Source organism: Rhizobium sp. SU303 (genome assembly GCF_021052345.1).
GTDB classification, from domain to species: domain Bacteria; phylum Pseudomonadota; class Alphaproteobacteria; order Rhizobiales; family Rhizobiaceae; genus Rhizobium; species Rhizobium laguerreae.
This window is the reverse complement of record NZ_CP088095.1, coordinates 1,037,091-1,054,621: the sequence shown is the minus strand read 5'-3', so window position 1 is coordinate 1,054,621 and position 17,531 is coordinate 1,037,091. Positions and strand designations below refer to the sequence as shown.

Genomic DNA, 17,531 nt, shown 5'->3' with positions numbered 1-17,531 from the left:
TTCAGATTCACTCCTCGCGCTTTAGGTCTTTGTTTTACGCATGCCGTTAGCGCAAAACCGCTTCACACTTTTGCGCGACATGCTTTAGCGGCAAGCGAGCCGCCCGGCTCCGAAGGAATATCGTGCGAAAAACCCTCCTGCTTTGTATCTGCGTCGCAGCGGCCGGTTATTTCGGATGGGTGCAATTCGGGGCTTACCAACAACGCGAGCAGGCTAGAGTTCTTGCTGTCACCGACAGGGAGCGCCGGGTGGCGCTCCTGGAAATCGATGGCTGCCAGGCGAAAGTGGATCTGCTTCTATCGATGACAGACCGCCTGCTCAAGGCCGGCGGCATGCTGGTGCCGCTAGATATCGGACGGGATATAGAACTCTGTTTGGCCCGCGGCATCATGTCTGCATCAGGCCGTGCGGAGATGGAAAGAACGAAGCTGATCCGCCTGTTTCCCGTGAATGACTAAGCGCGTCGGAAGATTCATCCCTCGCGCTATAGCGCTATTGTTTCGCACGCTGTTGTCGCTTAACCGCAGCCCAGTTTTGCGCAGCGCGCTTTATCCCCTGTGGAAATGTGGCTTTCCTGCGGCGGCGGCCTTAATGGCACCTCAATTTTACTCTATAAGGAGGGTTCGCTGATTTGGCCGATGCGGCATTTGCGGTGACCGGATTTCCGGCCCCGCCATTTTCCCGATCGCGAAAGCATGGTGACGTCCCGTCTCAACGTCGGGTTTGGCTTTCGGTGACCTCTCCGGTCATCCGCCTCCAGACTGCGATGCGGTTTCAGCAGGCATCATTTTCATTCCATCCCTGCGGCCCGGTGTTGTCGGGTTGCCCCTCATGACGATCCCGCGATCTCCGATCGCGACCGACAAGCGGGGCGAATACCACGCAGGCTGCGGCTTTCAATTTCGATCTAAAGGGAGATTTTATCGATGGCAAAAGGACAAGTAAGAAGCAATCGCGAGGTCCGGAAGCCGAAGAAGGACAAGCAGGCAGCGAAGGTGGAAAGCACATTCGCCAATCAGATGAAGACGGCGACCAAAACCGCCCCGCAGGGCAGTGCTCCAAAGAAATAGAACCTCTTATCGAGCCCCCGCTCCGCCCCCGTGCGCATAACAGCGCCAGTGATAGCGCGTCTTGTCGGACGCGCCGCGCTCCGGCGCGACACCATCACCCATTGACATGTTTTCGGAAAAACAGGAATTGCTGCAACCATGACCACTCTTAATACGATGTACAACTTCGACTATCCGCTCTTCCTCATTCGCTCGGCCGTGGTGATTGCACTCGGCTTTTCGGCGATCGCCGCCTTTCACGGCGTCACTCTATGATCGAATCTGCGCGCCGCAGCGAGTGCGAGGAAATCCAAGTGGCCCCTTTGGGTGAGCCCGACGACAACCCGGAGCGATCCGCACTTTTCGCAGAAAAGCGCTGGCTGAAGATCCTTGCCGGATATCGCCAGCCGCGGGCCGGACGCAGCGCCTTCGAGCTTGCTGTCACAGTCGTCCCCTTCGCGCTGTTCTGGGCTGCCGCTTGGGCAGCGGTACATTACAGTTTCTGGCCCGGCCTGATCCTCATCCTTCCCGCCGCTGCTTTCCTGCTCCGGCTGTTCATGATCCAGCATGATTGCGGCCACGGCTCGTTTTTCGCTCGTCGCCGCGTCGACGACTGGATTGGACGCACGATCGGCATCCTGACGCTGACGCCCTACGACTATTGGCGCCGGGCGCATGCGGAACACCACGCCTCGGCCGGAAACCTGGACGAGCGCGGCGTTGGCGACATCGAAACGCTGACGATCGCCGAATATAACGCGCTGTCGCGCTGGGGCCGGCTTGGCTACCGGCTCTACCGGCACCCGATCGTGATGTTCGGGATCGGACCGGCATGGCTGTTCCTCTTCAAGCAGCGCCTGCCTTTCGGCATGATGCGCTCCGGCGCCCTGCCCTGGATCTCGACCATGGCGACCAATCTTGCCATCGCGGTGGTCGCCGCGCTGCTGATCTGGGCGGTCGGGATCGTCCCCTTTTTACTGGTGCATCTGCCGACCGTGCTTCTGGCAGGTGCTGCCGGCGTCTGGTTGTTCTACGTGCAGCATCAATTCGAGGAAACACATTGGTCGAAGGAGCCGGACTGGCAGTTCCAGCATGCAGCCCTGCACGGCGCCTCGCATTACGACCTGCCGCCAGTGCTGCGGTGGATCACCGGCAATATCGGCATCCACCACGTGCATCATCTGTCGAGCCGGGTGCCTTACTACCGGCTGCCGGAGGTGCTGCGAGATCATCCTGAGCTTGCCGATCTGGGCCGCATCACGCTCATGGAAAGCCTGCGTTGCGTCAAGCTGGTGCTGTGGGACGAACAGACGAAGCGACTGGTCTCGTTTCGCGAGGCGGCGCGGCTTGCCACAGCATGATAACGGGGCGTTAGAGCGGTTTAGCTTTCACGGAAGCGCGGAGCCGCTCTAACCTTTTGTTCCTGGAATTGCTCCAGTAAAATCATCCAGTTCTAAATTAAATAGTTAGAGCATGATGTCGTCCGAAAACCGCTCACACTTTTCGGCATCATGCTCTAGCGATAGCCTGTCACATCCGCCGGTTCGCCCGGCTCCTGCACTTCCACCATGTAGCGCCAGCAATCCGGCCGCGAACCGTCGATATCGTCGAAGCCGTAGGCCTTGGCCGCTCCGCCGCTCGACAGCGACTGGCCGTTCCAGCGGGCACGGTCGGGATCGGCGGCGATGGCCGCAACGGCCCGGCCGACGAAGCGCGGGGTTTCGGAAATGGCGAAATGCGGCTGTACTTTCGTCGCTTCGCGCCAGTTCTCCTCGCGAACACCATAAGCATCCAGCATCATTTCGGAACGCAGCCAGCCGGGCGTGATCGAAACGGCCGTGGCGCCGTGTTTCGCCAGATCTTGCGCATGCGCCCAGGCCATGCGGGTGACGCCTGTCTTGACGAGGTCGTAGAAGGGCGACAGCCGGTAATGGGTGGCATTGTATTCGGCCGTGCCGTCGGTCATCTCCACCAGCAGCCCGCCGGGACGCTCGATCATCAGCGGCAGGGCGTAATGGGCGGTGATCAGATGCGTCTCGATGCCGAGCTGCAGCATGCGCAGGCCTTTGTCCAGCGAATGCTCCCAGACGGCCTTGTCCCATTCGAACAGTTTCTCGCAGCCCCAGATGTCGTTGACGAGAATATCGAGTCGGCCGGCCTCCTCGCGGATGCGTGCGACCAGCGCCTCGACCTGTTGCTGGACGAGATGGTCCACCTGCACGGCAATGCCCTTGCCACCGGCTGATGTCACCAGCTCGGCCGTCTCCTCGATCGTCTCCGGTCGGGCATACTCGGATTGCTGGGCGCGCGTCGTGCGCCCGGTCACGTAGACGGTGGCGCCGGCGGCACCGAGTTCCACCGCGATGCCTCGGCCGGCGCCGCGCGTAGCACCCGCCACCAAGGCCACTTTCTCCCGCAAGTTCGCTGTCACTTCTCCATCCTCCACGCTACTGCAAAGTGTTACAGCGTCCTTTGCGCCTCTAAAGAGGCGCGGCGCTGTAGAACGCCTCATGCCGTAATGGAAGCGCCAGGAATTAGCCGGCGCTCCTTGTTTTATAAACGAATGATCGTTTATATATAACGTGAATGCAAGGGGAATTTCATGCCGCGCCGCCGCACAGTGTCCGACGAACAGCTTCTCGCCATGGTGCTCGCGTTGATTCATGCCGAGGGGCCGGATGCAGCGACCTTTGCGGCGGTGGCGAAAGCGAGTGGACTTTCCGGCTCGACGCTAGTGCAGCGTTTCGCCACGAAAGCGGCGATGCTGCGCGCCGCGCTACTTTACGCCTGGGACCGGCTGGATGCGGAAACGGCGCGGCTTGCCGAGACCGTCCCGAAAACGCCGGAAGGCGCCATGACGCTGCTTGTCAGCCTGTCGCAGGATTACGGCGACAATGCCGCCGCCTATGGCGAGGGATTGCTGGTGCTACGCGAGGATTTCCGCGATCCGGTGCTGCGTGCCCGGGGTGCGGCCTGGGGAACGGCACTGACGGCGGCGATCGCTCGATGTTTCGGATCGGCGACTGCGCCGGAGACGATTGCCCGGCTGATGCTGTCGCAATGGCAGGGTTCGCTCATCTGGTGGGGTTTTAGCGCCGAGGGGCCGGTGGCCGCCTATGTGGAGACGGAGCTTCGGCGCTTCCTCGCCGCGGTACCTGTCCATTCAGCTTAGGATACCGTGAAGATCATCGCCTTGATAAAATAAAGTAAAGCGGCGGTCGCGACGATGGTCGCCAATGTGAGCAGCAGTCCGATCAGGGTGACGAGACCATCCCGCTCCATCAGGGCGACGGCGAGCACCACCAGCGAGAACACCGGCAGAATATTGCCGAAGGGGATCGGCAGCGCGATCACCACGGCGAGCAGGAAGACAGGAATGCCGAGCAGCGCCTGCACCGTCGGGCCGGTGAAGGCCTCCAGCCGGCCGGCGCGCACGACCCTCTCCACCCGGGCGATCACCGGGACCGCGTGACCCACGACGAGATCAAGCGCCGCGGACGAAACCCGGCGATCCCTGACGATGGCGGGCAGCCAGACCTTCCGGCCGCCCGCAACGATCTGGAGGGAGACCAGCGCAAGCGCGGTGCCGAAAATCATTCCGAACGGCCCGGGAATCGGGGTCAGCGCCGGGATTGCCAGGAACAGGATGGTGAAGGCGATGCTCGTCGAGCCCATCGCCTCCAGAACCTCGCCGATGGAGAGGCCGCCCCTCACCCGGGCGAGTTCCAGCATTTCCCGGAGACGCGCGGTGGCCACACCGCGCGGCGCCCGTCTATTTCCGTCTTGATCAGACATCACGCAGTCCATTTTCAGCTGGCAGCCGTCACGTACCCGTGCCGGCTCCCTTCAGGGCGCCGACGAGGGCTGTGCATTGCGGGTCGCTACCGTCGAGAAGTTCGGCCGGCGCGGTATGGCCGATCGCTATGCTGACGACTGTGGCCGCCGCCCAGCCGTAGTCGCTGGCGGCGCGCTCTATGAGCTTCGGCCCCTGAGATGTCAGGCAGGCCTGGGATTGGCGGACGATCTCCACGGGAAGCCGGGCGCGCTCAGCCTGTTGCTGTATCTCAGCCTGCAACGGATCGACGACGAGCAGGGCAAAAATCCAGCCGATGAAATTCGAAATCATATCTGTTTCCTTCCTTTGTTAACGTATTCCCTCGCAGAGCCCGCTCAGGCGGGCTGCTGCGGATCCCGCTTTTTGAGGAGGCTCCAGACCGCTCCGGCAGCGATGATCGCGAAAGCGATGCTGAGCGAGAGCGCGGCCGGGAATTTTTCAAGGCCCAGCAGATCGGCGAGAAAGATCTTCGAGCCGATGAAGATCAGCACGATGGCAAGCGCCGGCTTCAGGTAACGGAAGCGGGGCGAAGAAGCTCGACCACATCCAGAGCGGCGTTCCCAGCCGCTCGACGAACAAAAAAGAGAGATTCAAGGATAGTCCCCTGTCGGCACTGGTTGTCGGAGAAGAGGTCCGACATCGCAAGAGTGCCGAAGCTCTCGCCAGAGGGGCCCGGACCAGCGGGTCGCACTGCAGGTAGGGTCTCACTCTTCAATAATCAAGCAGCGGCCAGTGCCGATTTTACGCATCGCGCGGAGGTAAGGCGTGCGCTGTGCGAATGCGTCATTCGCCCCGCAAGAGAAAGCCTTCGCCAGCCGTATCAGGCGTCCTCATCGTCCTTCTCCTCGCCCACAGTCAGCGGCCAGTCGACGACGTAGTCTTCGAGATCGTCGAGATCGATCTCATTTTCGTTGATCGCGCGGCCTCGCGCGGAAATGCCGGCGGCATGGACGGTCGCCGGGTCGCCGGAGACGAGCGGGTGCCACCAGTAGAGGTCGCGGCCTTCATTGACCAGCCGGTAGCCGCAGGTGGGCGGCAGCCAGGCGATATCCGGCACATTCTCCTTGGTCAGCTGCACGCAGTCCGGCACGAAATCCCAGCGGTTCTCATAGCTGGAGCAGCGGCAGCTTTCGCCGTCGAGAAGCTTGCAGCTGACCGAGGTGAAATAGATATCGCCGCTATCCCATTCCTCGATCTTGTTGAGACAACAGAGGCCGCAGCCGTCGCAGAGGCTTTCCCACTCGGCGACGGTCATTTCGGCAAGCGTCTTACTCTTCCAGAAGGGCAAATCGTTCATCGTTCGTTTCTTGCAACAGCGACCCGCAAAATCGCGTGACCCTGATGCATCTCTCTTGTTATCAGCCGCAAAATCAATCAATCCTTCAGTATACTCCTGGTACTCGGAGAATTCTCTCCTCGTATCGGAGAGCTTTGCGGCCATATGCGGGCCTCGCGCTTTCGTCGGATATGACCGAAGCGAGATCAGGCGGGAATACAGGACGTGCAAGATCCGGACAACCCAGGAAATGGGCCAGAAAAAAGCCCGGGAAAAGCGGCGAACGAGGCGGCGGAAAAGCGGCCGGCGAAGAGCCGTCACATTCTGCTGCGCATCGATTCCTGGATCGATTCGACCGTCTGGAACGCCGGCTTCCGCGCCGCCGAGATCTGGGAAGACATTACCATCTTCTTCCGCCGCTTCCGCGTGCGGGGCTGGAAGCGCATGGTCTTCGAACTTGCCGGCGAAGGACTGACGCTCGGAGCGGCCGGCTCGGTGCTGATGCTGCTGCTTGCCCAACCTGCCTTCGAGGCAACCAAGGAGGACTGGCGCAACCGCGGCGATTTCGCCGTCACCTTCACCGACCGCTACGGTAATGTCATCGGCCATCGCGGCGTCATCCACCAGAATTCCGTACCGATCGACGAGCTGCCGGATTCGCTGATCAAATCGGTGCTCGCCACCGAGGACCGGCGCTTCTTCGACCATTTCGGCATCGATTTCATCGGCCTCTTCCGCGCCATGAGCGAGAATGCGCGCGCCGGCGAAGTCGTGCAGGGCGGCTCGACGCTGACGCAGCAGCTCGCCAAGAACCTGTTCCTGTCGAACGAACGCTCGATCGACCGCAAGGTCACCGAGGCCTTCCTGGCGCTTTGGCTCGAGGCGAACCTTTCCAAGAAAGAAATCCTCTCCACCTATCTCGACCGCGCCTATATGGGCGGCGGCACTTTTGGCGCCGCGGCGGCGGCGCAGTTCTATTTCGGCAAGAACATCACCGATGTGAACCTCGCCGAATCCGCCATGCTTGCCGGCCTGTTCAAGGCGCCGGCGAAATACGCGCCGCATGTCAACCTGCCGGCGGCGCGTGCCCGCGCCAACGAAGTGCTGACCAATCTGGTGCAAAGCGGGCTGATGACCGAGGGCCAGGTGATCGCCGCCAGGCGTAATCCAGCTACCGTCGTCGACCGCAACGAGGTGGAATCGCCCGATTTCTTCCTCGATTGGGCTTTCGACGAGGTGCAGCGGCTTTCGTCGCGCTTCCACCAGCATTCGCTGATCGTGCGCACGACGATCGATATGGGCATCCAGCAGGCGGCGGAGGATTCGGTCGAGACGTCGCTGCGCGAATATGGCGAAGCCTATCACGCCAAGCAGGGCGCGATGGTGATGATCGAAAACGGCGGCGCCGTGCGCGCCATGGTCGGCGGCCGGGATTACGGCGAGAGCCAGTTCAACCGCGCCAGCAGGGCGCTGCGCCAGCCAGGCTCGTCCTTCAAGGTCTACACTTATGCGGTGGCGATGGAGAGCGGCATGACGCCGCAGACGACGATCGTCGATGCGCCGATCTACTGGGGCAACTGGAGCCCGCACAATTACGCAAACCGCTATGCCGGCCGCATCACGCTCGAGACCGCGATCGCCCAGTCGATCAACACCGTGCCGGTGCGGCTCGCCAAGGAGAAGCTCGGCATCCAGCCGATCCGGGCGATGGCAAAGAACCTCGGCGTCGAAACGCCGATCCGCGACGACGTCACCATCCCGATTGGCACCTCCGAGGTGACGGTCCTCGACCAGGCGACGGCCTACGCCACCTTCCCGGCCGGCGGCTACCAGTCGCGCCGCCACGGCATCACCCAGATCCTCGATTACGACGGCGACGTTCTCTATGATTTCGACCGCGACGAACCGGCGCCGAAACGCGTGCTGTCCGAACAGGCCGACGCCTATATGAACCAGATGCTGTCGCGCGTTCCTTATGTCGGCACGGCGCGCAAGGCGGCCCTCGACAATGGCATCCTGACGGCCGGCAAGACCGGCACGACCCAGGCCTATCGCGACGCCTGGTTCGTCGGCTTCACCGGCAATTACACCTGCGCTGTCTGGTTCGGCAATGACGACTACACCTCGACCAACGAGATGACCGGCGGTTCGCTGCCTGCGATGACCTTCAAGCGCGCCATGGATTACGCCCATCAGGGTGTCACGCTGCGCGCCATCCCCGGCGTCGAAAACCCCCTGCCCTCGGAAAAGGACCTCGCCAAGACCGCCGCCGCCAAGCCGCAGGACGGATCGCCGCAGCTCATCCGGCCGCGCATGCTCTCCGTTCAATCGACTGGCATCCTCAAGAAGCTCGGCGAAAAACTCAAGGATGCCGCCCCACTCGCGCCGGCGAAGGTGGCGAGCGCGGACTAGCCGGCCCAGGAGATTGCCGGTAGCTGCCCCTTGCATGTTCAATTAGCGCTGATTGTTGGATGATCGGTGCGCACTCCGGCGGATGGCCATCCGCCGGAGTGCGGACGGCCGGGACCGCAGGCCCCTTGGCTTGAACCGGGGATGAGATTGGTCCGGCCGTCCTCGCGTTTGTCCTGAACAGATGATGGGGAGCAAGTCCCGCATGCAAGGCAAGGTTTCGTTCCAAGAAGACGCGATGCCGGTAGTTTATGCCGGTGTGGACGTGAGTAAAGAGTGGCTTGATGTTCATCTGCATCCGCTGGGCGAAAGCCGGCGGTTTAGCAATGACAAGACCGGCATCCGCCAGCTGAAACGGCTGCTGGCCAGGCATCAGCCCAAAAGCATCGTGATGGAGGCAACCGGCAAGTTCCATCGCCCCGCCCATCGCTCGCTTTGGCTCGATGGCTTTGCCGTCGCCGTGGTCGATCCGCTGCGCGCCCGCATGTTTGCCCGCGCCTGCGGCTATCTCGCCAAGACCGACCGTCTCGATGCCCGTTTCCTGGCGCTCCTGGCCGAGAGCCTGCGCCCGCCGGCCGACACGCCGCCAAGTCCTCACATCGAGGCCTTGCAGGAGCTGGTCAATGCACGATCGGCAGCCAAATGCGACATCACCGCCCTGCAGAACCGCAGCAAGACTGCCACCACCGCCCTTCTGCGCGGCGAACTCAACCGCCTCGTGCGTCGGCTGGAACAGCATGTCGAACGTCTCGACAAAGAGATCGAACGATGTGTCGGCGAGGACCCGCAGCTCTGCCGCAAGGCCGAGATCCTCACCTCCATCCCCGGCATCGGCCGCGTCACGGCCCTGGCATTGATGGCCGGCATAGACGAGTTGGGCAGTTGTTCGGGCAAGCAGGCCGCCATGCTGGCAGGGCTTGCACCAATCGCCAACGACAGCGGTGCCCGAACCGGACGTCGTTCCATCCGCGCCGGCAGGCCAGCACCCCGGCGCGCGCTCTACATGGCCGCCTTGTCGGCCCGTCGATACAATCCCGCCCTGGCTCGTTTCGCAGACACGCTCAAAGCCGCAGGAAAACCAGCCAAGGTCATCCTGGTCGCCATCATGCGCAAGCTGCTCGTCTTGGCAAACTGCCTCCTAGCTCACGATCGCATCTGGACACCAAATCCGCCTTGACAACCAACACAGATTCTCATCCGCCTGCCGGCACCTCTGGGTGAAAGGCCGTATTGGCGCAGTTGGCAGACGACTTTGCCGCATGGACATAACCTGACATCAATCAGCGCCTATGTCACGGCGCGGCATTCCACCCTGCCAGAATCAGTGGTAACCCTTTCATCCGATATGGTTTCCAAGGTCATGACGTGTTTCGATTCCCCCTCTTTATCGCGATCACGCTGATCGTCGCCTTCGGCGGCGGGATCATGATTTCGCTTTATGCGCTGGATGCGACACAGGGTTTCGGGGCGATCAAGCTCGGTGCCTGGGAGGCCTTTCCGGCGTTGCAGACGGTCGAGGCCGATCCTTACGCCAAGTCGCATCGCGCGCGCGCCGGCAAGCTGCTCTATGGCAGCGCCGAGGGCCTGACCTTCACGGCGAGCGTCGACGACGAGGGCGCGCGACTGAATGCCGACTGCCGCTACCGCATCAGCGGGCAGACGCCGCCTGCCCGGCTCTGGACCCTCTTTACCGCCGACAATGGCGGCAATCCGGCAGCGGTGAAGACCGGGCATCCCTCAGCGCTCAATTCCTGGACGGTGCTGCGCAATCAAGACAGCAGTTTCTCGATCGAGATCTCAGCCGTCGCGCAGCCGGGCAACTGGCTGGCCTTGCCAGAGGCCGGCACCTTCCGGCTGGTCCTGACGCTGTTCGACACACCGACAGCCGGCAGTTCCGGCGTGATCGACCTCGCCATGCCGAAGCTCACCAAGACCGGATGCGGCAATGCTTAGGATATTCTTCGCCGTCCTGACCGGCCTTTTCGGCGCAGCCCTGCTGCATCTCATCATCATCCTGTCGCTGCCGCATTTCACCGGAAGGGATGCGGCGACCCGCGTGGAGGCAGAGGGCGACCTCAATAATTTCTACCTGCTCGGCGACCGATATGACGAGGCCGGCCTTGCCAATGGCGACCCCTTCCTGCGCACCGCCGTCTGCTCCTTCGACGTCGAGGATGCGCCGGTACATTTCACCGCCAAGGGCAATGTGCCTTTCTGGTCGATCGCGATCTATGACAGCGCCTCCAACGAGGTCTTCAGCATGAACGACAGGACATCGGTCGGCGGCGCGCTCGATGTGCTGGCCGGCAGTCCCATCCAACTGACAGACCTGCGCAAGAACTTGCCGCAGGAGCTGCAGCAGGCAATCCTGGTGGAAATGGCACGGCCGGACGGCTATGCCGTGCTGCGGACGCTGGCGCCGCAGGCGAGCTTCGATGAGGCTGCGCGCAACTTCCTGACGGAAGCCGGCTGCGAGCAATTCGCCGCTCGCTGAGGTTGAAAAGCGGTTACTTCTTGTTGACGCGCGGCGCGGGCGCCGGACGATGTTTCGGGCTCTCGGCCAACCGCTCGTAGCGGACGCCGGTGAACCAAAGGATCTTGGCTTCGCGGGGCTCTTTGTCCGGGCGACGCGGCGCCCGCGGCCGCCGATCCGCCAATGCGACTACTATTGCCATTCTCGTCTCCATGCACTGCCCGAGACGGATGAAGTTGCGATGGATTTCACCCTGCCCGCCAATATGCGAGCCGGCGCGTCCTGCAGTGCCGGAATGACCGGACCGAGGGCATTCGCGCCTTTCCCACGGCACCTGATTGAAATACCGTGATGCGGAGTTTCAACGATCCAAATACTCAAATCGCGTCGTTCCTATCCGAATTGAGACAGATGACAGTTAACAGTTTACTAATATTCGGCCGGGGCCAAACACAGTTCACGCTACTTCCCTTTAACGCTCGAAGAGTTGATTTGGTTTCACCCCGCCTGCGCAAACGACCGGCTGGAGATCGACGGATAAAATTAGAAGCAATTCATATAGTTGACACGGGGACAGGGAACCCGCCGGCCGGAAAAAGGGCGACGTTGCAGAAATGCATCATGAAAATATTTAATTGCGAGACGCTCAGATGCGCGTATGTTCGATCATGTCGATCACACGTTTCCGGGCTCCGATCGATCGGGGATTTTTCACGTTCTTGCCGGAATGCGGAGGGCAAGCGATGTCTTTGCTGGTCAATTCATCTTTCTCGCCTGAAGATCTCGACGTGCTGCGTAGTGCGCTTGATGCCTGGTGCACAGAACGGCGCATCGACATCAAAAGCGTCGACGCGCAATTCGCGGCATCCGCAGCACTCGACCTTTATCAGGCCGGTTACGACAGCCGCGAAAAACTGCTGCACGCGCTCCGCGATCACAGGATCGCCTGAGTTTTTCCACCATCACGGCAGCGATGCGCAATCGTCGCAGCACGCCTTCCAAACCACGCATTTTTATATTGCCGGCTAACCATATCGCAACACGTTTCGCGTGTATATTTCTGTTGCATTTTAATAAAATCTTCAGCATGCATTAACCGTACCGGTGTAGGATTTGTTCATAACCGTATGGCCTGACATGCGTTCCGCCAGCGCATATCGGCCCTTGGTCCCCTTATTCTGCGTTTTCGGGGTGTATTTGTGCGTGACCGGTTTCGAGACCTAGAGGGCCCCTTGGCCGTCAGGAAAAAGGACGTGGTATTGATGGCGACTGTCAGCAGTTTCGAGAACCTGTCTCATCCGACACGGTCCGAACTGCGCCAATTCGCCGAACTTTTCATGCCGCTGTTCCAGGCCTCCTCCGACGAGGCCAAGCGCCAGGCGGTCGCCGCCCTTTCTCAATGCAAGAACATGCCAGCCGCGGTGGCGCTGTTCATCGGCAACCAGCCGATCGAGATCGCGGCCCCTTTTCTTACCGCCTCAAAGGCAATCGCCGACGATACGCTGATCACCATCGCGCGCATGCAGGGTGCAACGCATGTCAAGGCGATCGTCAGCCGCGATTCACTCTCGCCGAAGGTCATCGATGCTTTGGTGGCGCTCCGCCAGAGCCAGCCGCGGTCGGCGGCCGCATCGGCGCCGATCATGGAATCGCCGGCGGTTCCACTTTCGCCGGCGCCTACCGAGACCAACGAGGCAGATGCGCTGGAGGAACAGCGGGTTGCCAATGAAGAGGCGTTGCGCGAGCGCATCCTCGGCCTTGCCGGCCATCTCGGCCGTGCCGACAAGGACAGGCTCGGTCTGCGCACGCTCACCGACATTCAGGAGGCGCTGCTGGTGCGCTTCGCCCGCTCGCGTGAGGCCACGCATTTCGCGACCGCACTTGCCGATGCGCTTTCCGCCAGCCGCTGGCTTGCCGAGCGCATCATGCTCGATCTTTCCGGCCAGCAGCTCGCCACGACGCTGACGAGCCTCGGCATGGGCTTTCTCGATGCTGTCTTCGTGCTCGAAAGGCTCTATCCGCACCTTGCCGAACAGCACCACAACGTCACTCGCGGCTGGATGGTGCTCGATGCGCTCGACCCGGAAGAATGCCACGAACGCGTCGAAGCCTGGAGGCGCGCCGATCGCTACACCTATAAGCCGGAAGCGCCCGATGCGGCCGCACCGGCGGCAACACCCGACTATCGCTTCATCCGCCAGGCGCCGCCGCAGCGCGACATGCGCGTCATGGGGCGGCGGTCTCGCTGAATTAGAACGACTAACCTCACCGCATGGCGAGCTGTTCGAAAAGGTGAGAAGCTGACGCGCGTCTTGGCTATCAGCCGTCCTTCGCAAGCGGGATCATGTCCCCCAGTTCCTCCGCCTCCAGCTCGACGATCCAGAGATCGGGGTCGAATTTGCGTTCGCGCTCCAGCATCGCGCGGACAGCTTCCGGATCGCTGCGCGACAGGCGGACCTCGAACAGACGGTCGCCGGCCTGGCCTTCGTCGAAGGCGGTCTGCGGCGCCGGCGCATAGAGCGTTTCCAGGCCGTTGCGGAAATGCTGGCGGATGAAGATCGCACCCGCTTCCTCCGCACCCTTCTTCTCGACGGCGGCAAAGTCGCCGCTGGCGAAGACGCGGCGCAGGAGGGCGGAAACGAAGATGTCGGCGCGTAATCTCATCGGTGCGGTATAAAGCATGTCGTGCGATAACGACATGTGGAAAGATAGAGACTTAAAGCTCAAGAGATGAATCTGAAAGATTGCGACGTGCTTTAGACGGGCGCGGGCTGCGGCAATTGGCGGTCAAAATTTGAGCGCCGAGTCAGACCTTGACTGCCAGCCGCAGGCCACCCCAATGCCGTCCGCGGACGGTGATCGGAGCGGAGATATCCTTCATCATCACGAAATTGCCCCCGCCCATGTCGCGCCTGTAGGTCTGGACGAGGAAGGGCGCGGTGCTGCGGCCGGCGGCAAGGCCGACGCGATCGGCGAAGATGCGGCGATTGCGGCAATTGGCGGTGTTCCAGACGCTGTCGCCAGGCCGCTGGGCTTGCGAGAATTTCCGGTTGTGGGTCGGCAGATAGCCGTTCTCGTCGATCGCCGCGCAGAAAGCGATGCGCTCGTCCAAGGTTGTGACGGGTTCCTGGATCGGCGGCAGCAGGCGGTCGGTGAGTTCGGTGAAGGCTGCCATCATCTGTGCCGGATCGGAGCCTGGTATCGGCCGATACCGCCGGTCGAAAAGAGCATCGAGCCCGATCTGCCCTTCCGCGACGGCGCGCTCGAAGGCGCCGGAAATCTGTCTTGCCACCGACTGCGCTTCCTCGATCCAACGGCTGTCGGCGGTCTTGACGCCAGCGCTCGCCGTCAGCTGGATCAGGGTTTCCGAGAGGCCGACGACGCTGTCGACACGTTTTGCCGCCTGCTGCAGCCTGACATTCGAGCCGGCGACCTCGGCCGACATCTCGCCGAGTTTCTCGACGAAGCCGGCGCATTGCTGATCGACCGCCTCGGTGGTGTTGGCCATGACAGTCGAACTGTCGAGGATGCGGGTGATGACATGTTCCATGCTTTCGAAGGCGCCGCGCATCGCCTCCGACTTGTCACGCACGCCGGCTGCACTGTCGCGCGCATCGCTGCCGGCGGCCGACAGCCGGTCGATCTTCACGCGCAGTTCGTCCAGCGTCTGCTGGATGGAGCCGGTCGCCTTCGAGGTCTGCAGCGAAAGCGCGCGGACCTCGGTGGCGACGACCGCAAAACCCTTGCCCGCATCACCGGCGCGCGCCGCCTCGATCGCGGCGTTCAGCGCCAGCAGGTTGGTCTGCCGGGCGATGGTGCTGATCTCCTCGGCGATATTATCGACATCGGCAAGCGACTTGGAGAAGCCGGCGATCTCAGCGCCGATCTCGTTGGAGGACTGAACCATGTGGCCGATCTCGGCGACGGAGCCCGTCAGGCGGTCGGCCGATTCCTTCAGCATGTGGCGGGCCTCGGCCGCGGTACGGTCGGTCTCGCGCAGCGACATGGCGACCGAGCGGTTGGTCTCGGCAATCGACAGCGCGGTGCGGGTAACATGATCGAAGGCGGAGGCATGCCGGGCCGACATTCCCGCCATGTCCTGGATGGCGCCGGCGATATCGACGAGATCGATGCCAAGGGTGGAGGCTTCTTCGGCAAGACGCAGCAGGATGTGGCGCAGCGCCTCGCGATCAGGCCCTCCCGCTTCGACCACCGGTTCTCCGGCCAGATCGTCTATCGCCTTCAGCGCATGCATGTCCGACGCTCCTCCGCCCAATCAGAAAAGCTTCCGTCAACATGGTTAATAAGTTGCAAACAGCGGCAGCACCTTAGACTTAGGTTGTAGGGAAAGCGGACTCCGTGACTGTGGGCCGGTCGTGTGGCGACTCATCAGCTGGCAATGAAGCCCGTAGCCGCTCGGACGTGGATCAAAGAAGGCCTGCCGTCTGTGTGCCATTTTTCCGGACGTCTTTTTGAAGACATGCGGCGCATTGGCTGGAATGCTGACCATCGAAGACGCGCTCAGGGTCGACGCCGCTCCGCGGAAGGTGAATTGTAGCTCCCCCTCCATGATATTGTCTCATTCCGTACCATTCCACCGGTCGAGTCACGACCCTGATAAGTTGAATCAACTGATTTGGTTTAGGAGGAGAAAATGATGACTGTCACCGTGATCAAACCCGCACAGGATCGGAAAAAAGTGTCCGATGCTTATGAAGTTGACTATTTTGTGCAGAAACACGCGATCGCCAGAATGGACGCGATCCGGATTCTCAATCTGCACCGATCTGATCGGGATGCCTCCGATCGCGCCGCGCATCGTCTCAAAAGGTGATCTATCAACCGGAACGATACGGGCAGGATTTTCTCTTTCATTTGCCAATGAGATTTAACGCGAGGCCGACCAGCGCATCCTTGGTCGTCGTCCCCTTTTGAAAGGCATACAAAAGAACGGTCAAGAGATCCGAGCCGTCTTCGCTATCGGGCGAGATGTCATGCCGGGCGCAGGCCTCCTGGAAGGCGATCAGGAGCACTGTCGAAGCGGTCTCGTCCACATGGTGATTGTAAAATGAGGTCACGCATCATCCTTGAGGGTTGCCGACGTCAAATGCGTTCAGTTGTCGATCAGGCAGGCCGTATCAACGGCGCGGCATCATTCGGAACCGGCTTCGATTTACCAAGAGGAATGCCGGTCAGCCGTTCGTATTCTATCTCAGCCGGACCATAGGTGCCTTGGCAGAGGTGCATCAGCCCAGTGCGATCCCGCACAAGAATTTCCCCACGTTGCGATTTGATGAAGTGCTTCGTTTCGAGAATTTGCAAGGCCACTGTTACACCCGGCCTACGCACGCCAAGCATCATCGCAAGAAATTCATGGGTCACATAGAAGCTGTCGCCATTGACGCGGTCGTGAACCATGAGGATCCATCGCGCCAGCCGCTCTTCCAGTTTGATCTGACCGTTTGCAAGAGCGGTGTAGGTGGTCTGGATACCGAGCGTACGGGCATAATGCATCAACAGTTCTGTTAACGCGGCGCTCTGGGACATCGCTTCTTGAAGATTGTCGACAGAAATACGAAGCGCCGAGCCGCCCATCTGGACGAAGCAGTCAAACGGGCTTTCTGTATCGCCCTGGGCCAGCGACGTGCCAGTCATGCCATCCCGGCCGAAAAGGCCGACCTCGACGGTTGAACCGCCCTCTTTGCTTGCCACCACCGAACCAAGACCCGCCTCGAAAAAATAAACGAAGTTGATCGGCTGATGCGCCTTTTCGAGCGACTGACGAAGGTTGAGCTGCATTCTCTCCAGACTGGGGGCAAGCAGGCGCCGATCTTCAGGGGCGAGGGCACACAACAAATGGTTCTTGAACGTGCTTATATTCTGGTTGGTCATCGTGCTCTCCGGGGCGAAAGCACGACGATCTTCCAAACGTCAGCGCCCTTGCGTGGCTGACGTCATATATAAGGTTGCGCTTAAAAGCTGCATTGCGCAACAACTTTTGTATGAAATCGTACAGAGCCGCATCTATACGTTGTTTTGGAAAGAGGATTTGGCCCACACTGGTTACGCTTGTGATGCGGCGACTGGTCGTCGTTTGCCGATGCCGTTTCGGAGCGATGTCTCCTGAAGTTTGAGTCGGCGAACTTCATCTTCCCCGCGCGCAGCGAGAATGAAAACACGTTCTTTCCCATCGGGAGCTTGAACCTCGGCGACAACGTCTCGCGCTATCAGCCCCTCCATGGTTATATCCGATACCCCCGGGATCACGGAAGTCGGCTGCGGTTCTGGATAATATTGGTCGAGAAATCTGATAGCCTTGTTTTGTCTGTTGCCGAGGCCAAGCCGCGGCCCGTCGTCAAATTCCTCCCTGCGCTCACGTTGCACTCGGCTTGACGAAGCCGGTCGACGTTTCATCGCTATTTCCTCTCGCGTTTTGATATGGTCGGGAAGTCGGTGAGTTGCAGACCGGATGGGTAAGAAGCTCGTCTG

At 61.1% G+C, this 17,531-nt stretch carries 21 protein-coding genes and 1 pseudogene; 11 read left to right on the top strand and 11 right to left on the bottom strand.

Annotated elements, in window-relative coordinates; translation table 11 throughout:
• Positions 1 to 122: 122 nt before the first annotated feature.
• The 3 genes from RlegSU303_RS05335 (at position 123) to RlegSU303_RS05325 (ending at position 2,410) form a co-directional block, all read left to right on the top strand.
• The gene (locus RlegSU303_RS05335; RefSeq protein WP_094086387.1) at positions 123 to 458 is read left to right on the top strand and encodes a hypothetical protein; all 336 of its coding nucleotides are present in this window, start codon (positions 123 to 125) and stop codon (positions 456 to 458) included.
• A gap of 468 nt (positions 459 to 926) precedes the next feature.
• Positions 927 to 1,070 (top strand): hypothetical protein, encoded by a 144-nt coding sequence (locus tag RlegSU303_RS05330; protein WP_003546677.1) that lies wholly within the window; start codon positions 927 to 929, stop codon positions 1,068 to 1,070.
• A 302-nt stretch (positions 1,071 to 1,372) separates the two neighbouring features.
• Complete coding sequence (locus RlegSU303_RS05325; RefSeq protein WP_205913538.1) at positions 1,373 to 2,410, top strand: fatty acid desaturase; 1,038 nt, start codon at positions 1,373 to 1,375, stop codon at positions 2,408 to 2,410.
• Positions 2,411 to 2,565: 155 nt separating this feature from the next.
• On the opposite strand, the gene RlegSU303_RS05320 is transcribed toward RlegSU303_RS05325, so the two are convergent.
• Positions 2,566 to 3,480 carry an SDR family oxidoreductase gene (locus RlegSU303_RS05320; protein WP_231283554.1) on the bottom strand — a complete coding sequence of 305 codons (915 nt, stop codon included), beginning with the start codon at positions 3,478 to 3,480 and terminating at the stop codon, positions 2,566 to 2,568.
• A gap of 171 nt (positions 3,481 to 3,651) precedes the next feature.
• On the opposite strand from RlegSU303_RS05320, the gene RlegSU303_RS05315 reads away from it, so the two are divergent.
• Complete coding sequence (locus tag RlegSU303_RS05315; protein ID WP_231283553.1) at positions 3,652 to 4,221, top strand: TetR family transcriptional regulator; 570 nt, start codon at positions 3,652 to 3,654, stop codon at positions 4,219 to 4,221.
• Here the strand turns inward: RlegSU303_RS05315 and RlegSU303_RS05310 are convergent.
• From RlegSU303_RS05310 to RlegSU303_RS05295, 4 genes and pseudogenes are all read right to left on the bottom strand, one after another.
• The gene (locus RlegSU303_RS05310; RefSeq protein ID WP_231283552.1) at positions 4,218 to 4,844 is read right to left on the bottom strand and encodes an exopolysaccharide biosynthesis protein; all 627 of its coding nucleotides are present in this window, start codon (positions 4,842 to 4,844) and stop codon (positions 4,218 to 4,220) included. The genes RlegSU303_RS05315 and RlegSU303_RS05310 overlap by 4 nt on opposite strands.
• A gap of 28 nt (positions 4,845 to 4,872) precedes the next feature.
• Positions 4,873 to 5,175: a hypothetical protein gene (locus tag RlegSU303_RS05305; RefSeq protein WP_131622041.1), complete on the bottom strand. Its 303-nt coding sequence runs from the start codon at positions 5,173 to 5,175 to the stop codon at positions 4,873 to 4,875.
• Positions 5,176 to 5,219: 44 nt separating this feature from the next.
• Positions 5,220 to 5,408: pseudogene (locus RlegSU303_RS05300) on the bottom strand (TerC family protein); the annotation flags it as partial.
• Between the two features lie 296 nt (positions 5,409 to 5,704).
• Positions 5,705 to 6,181, bottom strand: coding sequence for a YcgN family cysteine cluster protein (locus RlegSU303_RS05295; RefSeq protein WP_017959646.1), 477 nt, complete (start codon positions 6,179 to 6,181; stop codon positions 5,705 to 5,707).
• Positions 6,182 to 6,385: 204 nt separating this feature from the next.
• Here RlegSU303_RS05295 and RlegSU303_RS05290 point away from each other — a divergent pair, with 204 nt between their 5' ends.
• The 4 genes from RlegSU303_RS05290 (at position 6,386) to RlegSU303_RS05275 (ending at position 11,063) form a co-directional block, all read left to right on the top strand.
• Entirely contained in the window at positions 6,386 to 8,572 is a 2,187-nt protein-coding gene (locus RlegSU303_RS05290) for a transglycosylase domain-containing protein (protein ID WP_231283551.1), read from the top strand.
• A gap of 202 nt (positions 8,573 to 8,774) precedes the next feature.
• On the top strand, positions 8,775 to 9,746 hold the full coding sequence (locus RlegSU303_RS05285; protein ID WP_017957967.1) for an IS110 family transposase: 972 nt from the start codon (positions 8,775 to 8,777) through the stop codon (positions 9,744 to 9,746).
• Between the two features lie 188 nt (positions 9,747 to 9,934).
• Positions 9,935 to 10,522 (top strand): DUF1214 domain-containing protein, encoded by a 588-nt coding sequence (locus RlegSU303_RS05280; protein WP_094086392.1) that lies wholly within the window; start codon positions 9,935 to 9,937, stop codon positions 10,520 to 10,522.
• Positions 10,515 to 11,063, top strand: coding sequence for a DUF1254 domain-containing protein (locus tag RlegSU303_RS05275; RefSeq protein WP_094086393.1), 549 nt, complete (start codon positions 10,515 to 10,517; stop codon positions 11,061 to 11,063). The genes RlegSU303_RS05280 and RlegSU303_RS05275 overlap by 8 nt, the downstream gene beginning before the upstream one ends.
• A gap of 13 nt (positions 11,064 to 11,076) precedes the next feature.
• Here the strand turns inward: RlegSU303_RS05275 and RlegSU303_RS05270 are convergent, their stop codons facing one another.
• The gene (locus RlegSU303_RS05270; protein ID WP_003546657.1) at positions 11,077 to 11,244 is read right to left on the bottom strand and encodes a hypothetical protein; all 168 of its coding nucleotides are present in this window, start codon (positions 11,242 to 11,244) and stop codon (positions 11,077 to 11,079) included.
• Positions 11,245 to 11,785: 541 nt separating this feature from the next.
• Here RlegSU303_RS05270 and RlegSU303_RS05265 point away from each other — a divergent pair.
• Together RlegSU303_RS05265 and RlegSU303_RS05260 are read left to right on the top strand one after the other, a co-directional pair.
• Positions 11,786 to 11,992 (top strand): hypothetical protein, encoded by a 207-nt coding sequence (locus RlegSU303_RS05265; RefSeq protein ID WP_026158597.1) that lies wholly within the window; start codon positions 11,786 to 11,788, stop codon positions 11,990 to 11,992.
• Between the two features lie 249 nt (positions 11,993 to 12,241).
• Positions 12,242 to 13,291 (top strand): DUF2336 domain-containing protein, encoded by a 1,050-nt coding sequence (locus tag RlegSU303_RS05260; RefSeq protein ID WP_131718894.1) that lies wholly within the window; start codon positions 12,242 to 12,244, stop codon positions 13,289 to 13,291.
• Between the two features lie 70 nt (positions 13,292 to 13,361).
• On the opposite strand, the gene RlegSU303_RS05255 is transcribed toward RlegSU303_RS05260, so the two are convergent.
• Entirely contained in the window at positions 13,362 to 13,706 is a 345-nt protein-coding gene (locus RlegSU303_RS05255; RefSeq protein ID WP_131708552.1) for a DUF1491 family protein, read from the bottom strand.
• Positions 13,707 to 13,848: 142 nt separating this feature from the next.
• Positions 13,849 to 15,297 (bottom strand): methyl-accepting chemotaxis protein, encoded by a 1,449-nt coding sequence (locus RlegSU303_RS05250; protein WP_131708460.1) that lies wholly within the window; start codon positions 15,295 to 15,297, stop codon positions 13,849 to 13,851.
• Between the two features lie 399 nt (positions 15,298 to 15,696).
• Here RlegSU303_RS05250 and RlegSU303_RS05245 point away from each other — a divergent pair, with 399 nt between their 5' ends.
• Complete coding sequence (locus tag RlegSU303_RS05245) at positions 15,697 to 15,876, top strand: hypothetical protein (protein ID WP_094086395.1); 180 nt, start codon at positions 15,697 to 15,699, stop codon at positions 15,874 to 15,876.
• Between the two features lie 37 nt (positions 15,877 to 15,913).
• Here the strand turns inward: RlegSU303_RS05245 and RlegSU303_RS05240 are convergent, their stop codons facing one another.
• From RlegSU303_RS05240 to RlegSU303_RS05230, 3 genes are all read right to left on the bottom strand, one after another.
• The gene (locus RlegSU303_RS05240; RefSeq protein ID WP_029875294.1) at positions 15,914 to 16,120 is read right to left on the bottom strand and encodes a hypothetical protein; all 207 of its coding nucleotides are present in this window, start codon (positions 16,118 to 16,120) and stop codon (positions 15,914 to 15,916) included.
• A gap of 46 nt (positions 16,121 to 16,166) precedes the next feature.
• Positions 16,167 to 16,934, bottom strand: a complete 768-nt coding sequence (locus RlegSU303_RS05235; protein WP_017959636.1) for a Crp/Fnr family transcriptional regulator — start codon at positions 16,932 to 16,934, stop codon at positions 16,167 to 16,169.
• Between the two features lie 171 nt (positions 16,935 to 17,105).
• Positions 17,106 to 17,456, bottom strand: coding sequence for a hypothetical protein (locus RlegSU303_RS05230; RefSeq protein ID WP_128459998.1), 351 nt, complete (start codon positions 17,454 to 17,456; stop codon positions 17,106 to 17,108).
• Positions 17,457 to 17,531: the final 75 nt, after the last annotated feature.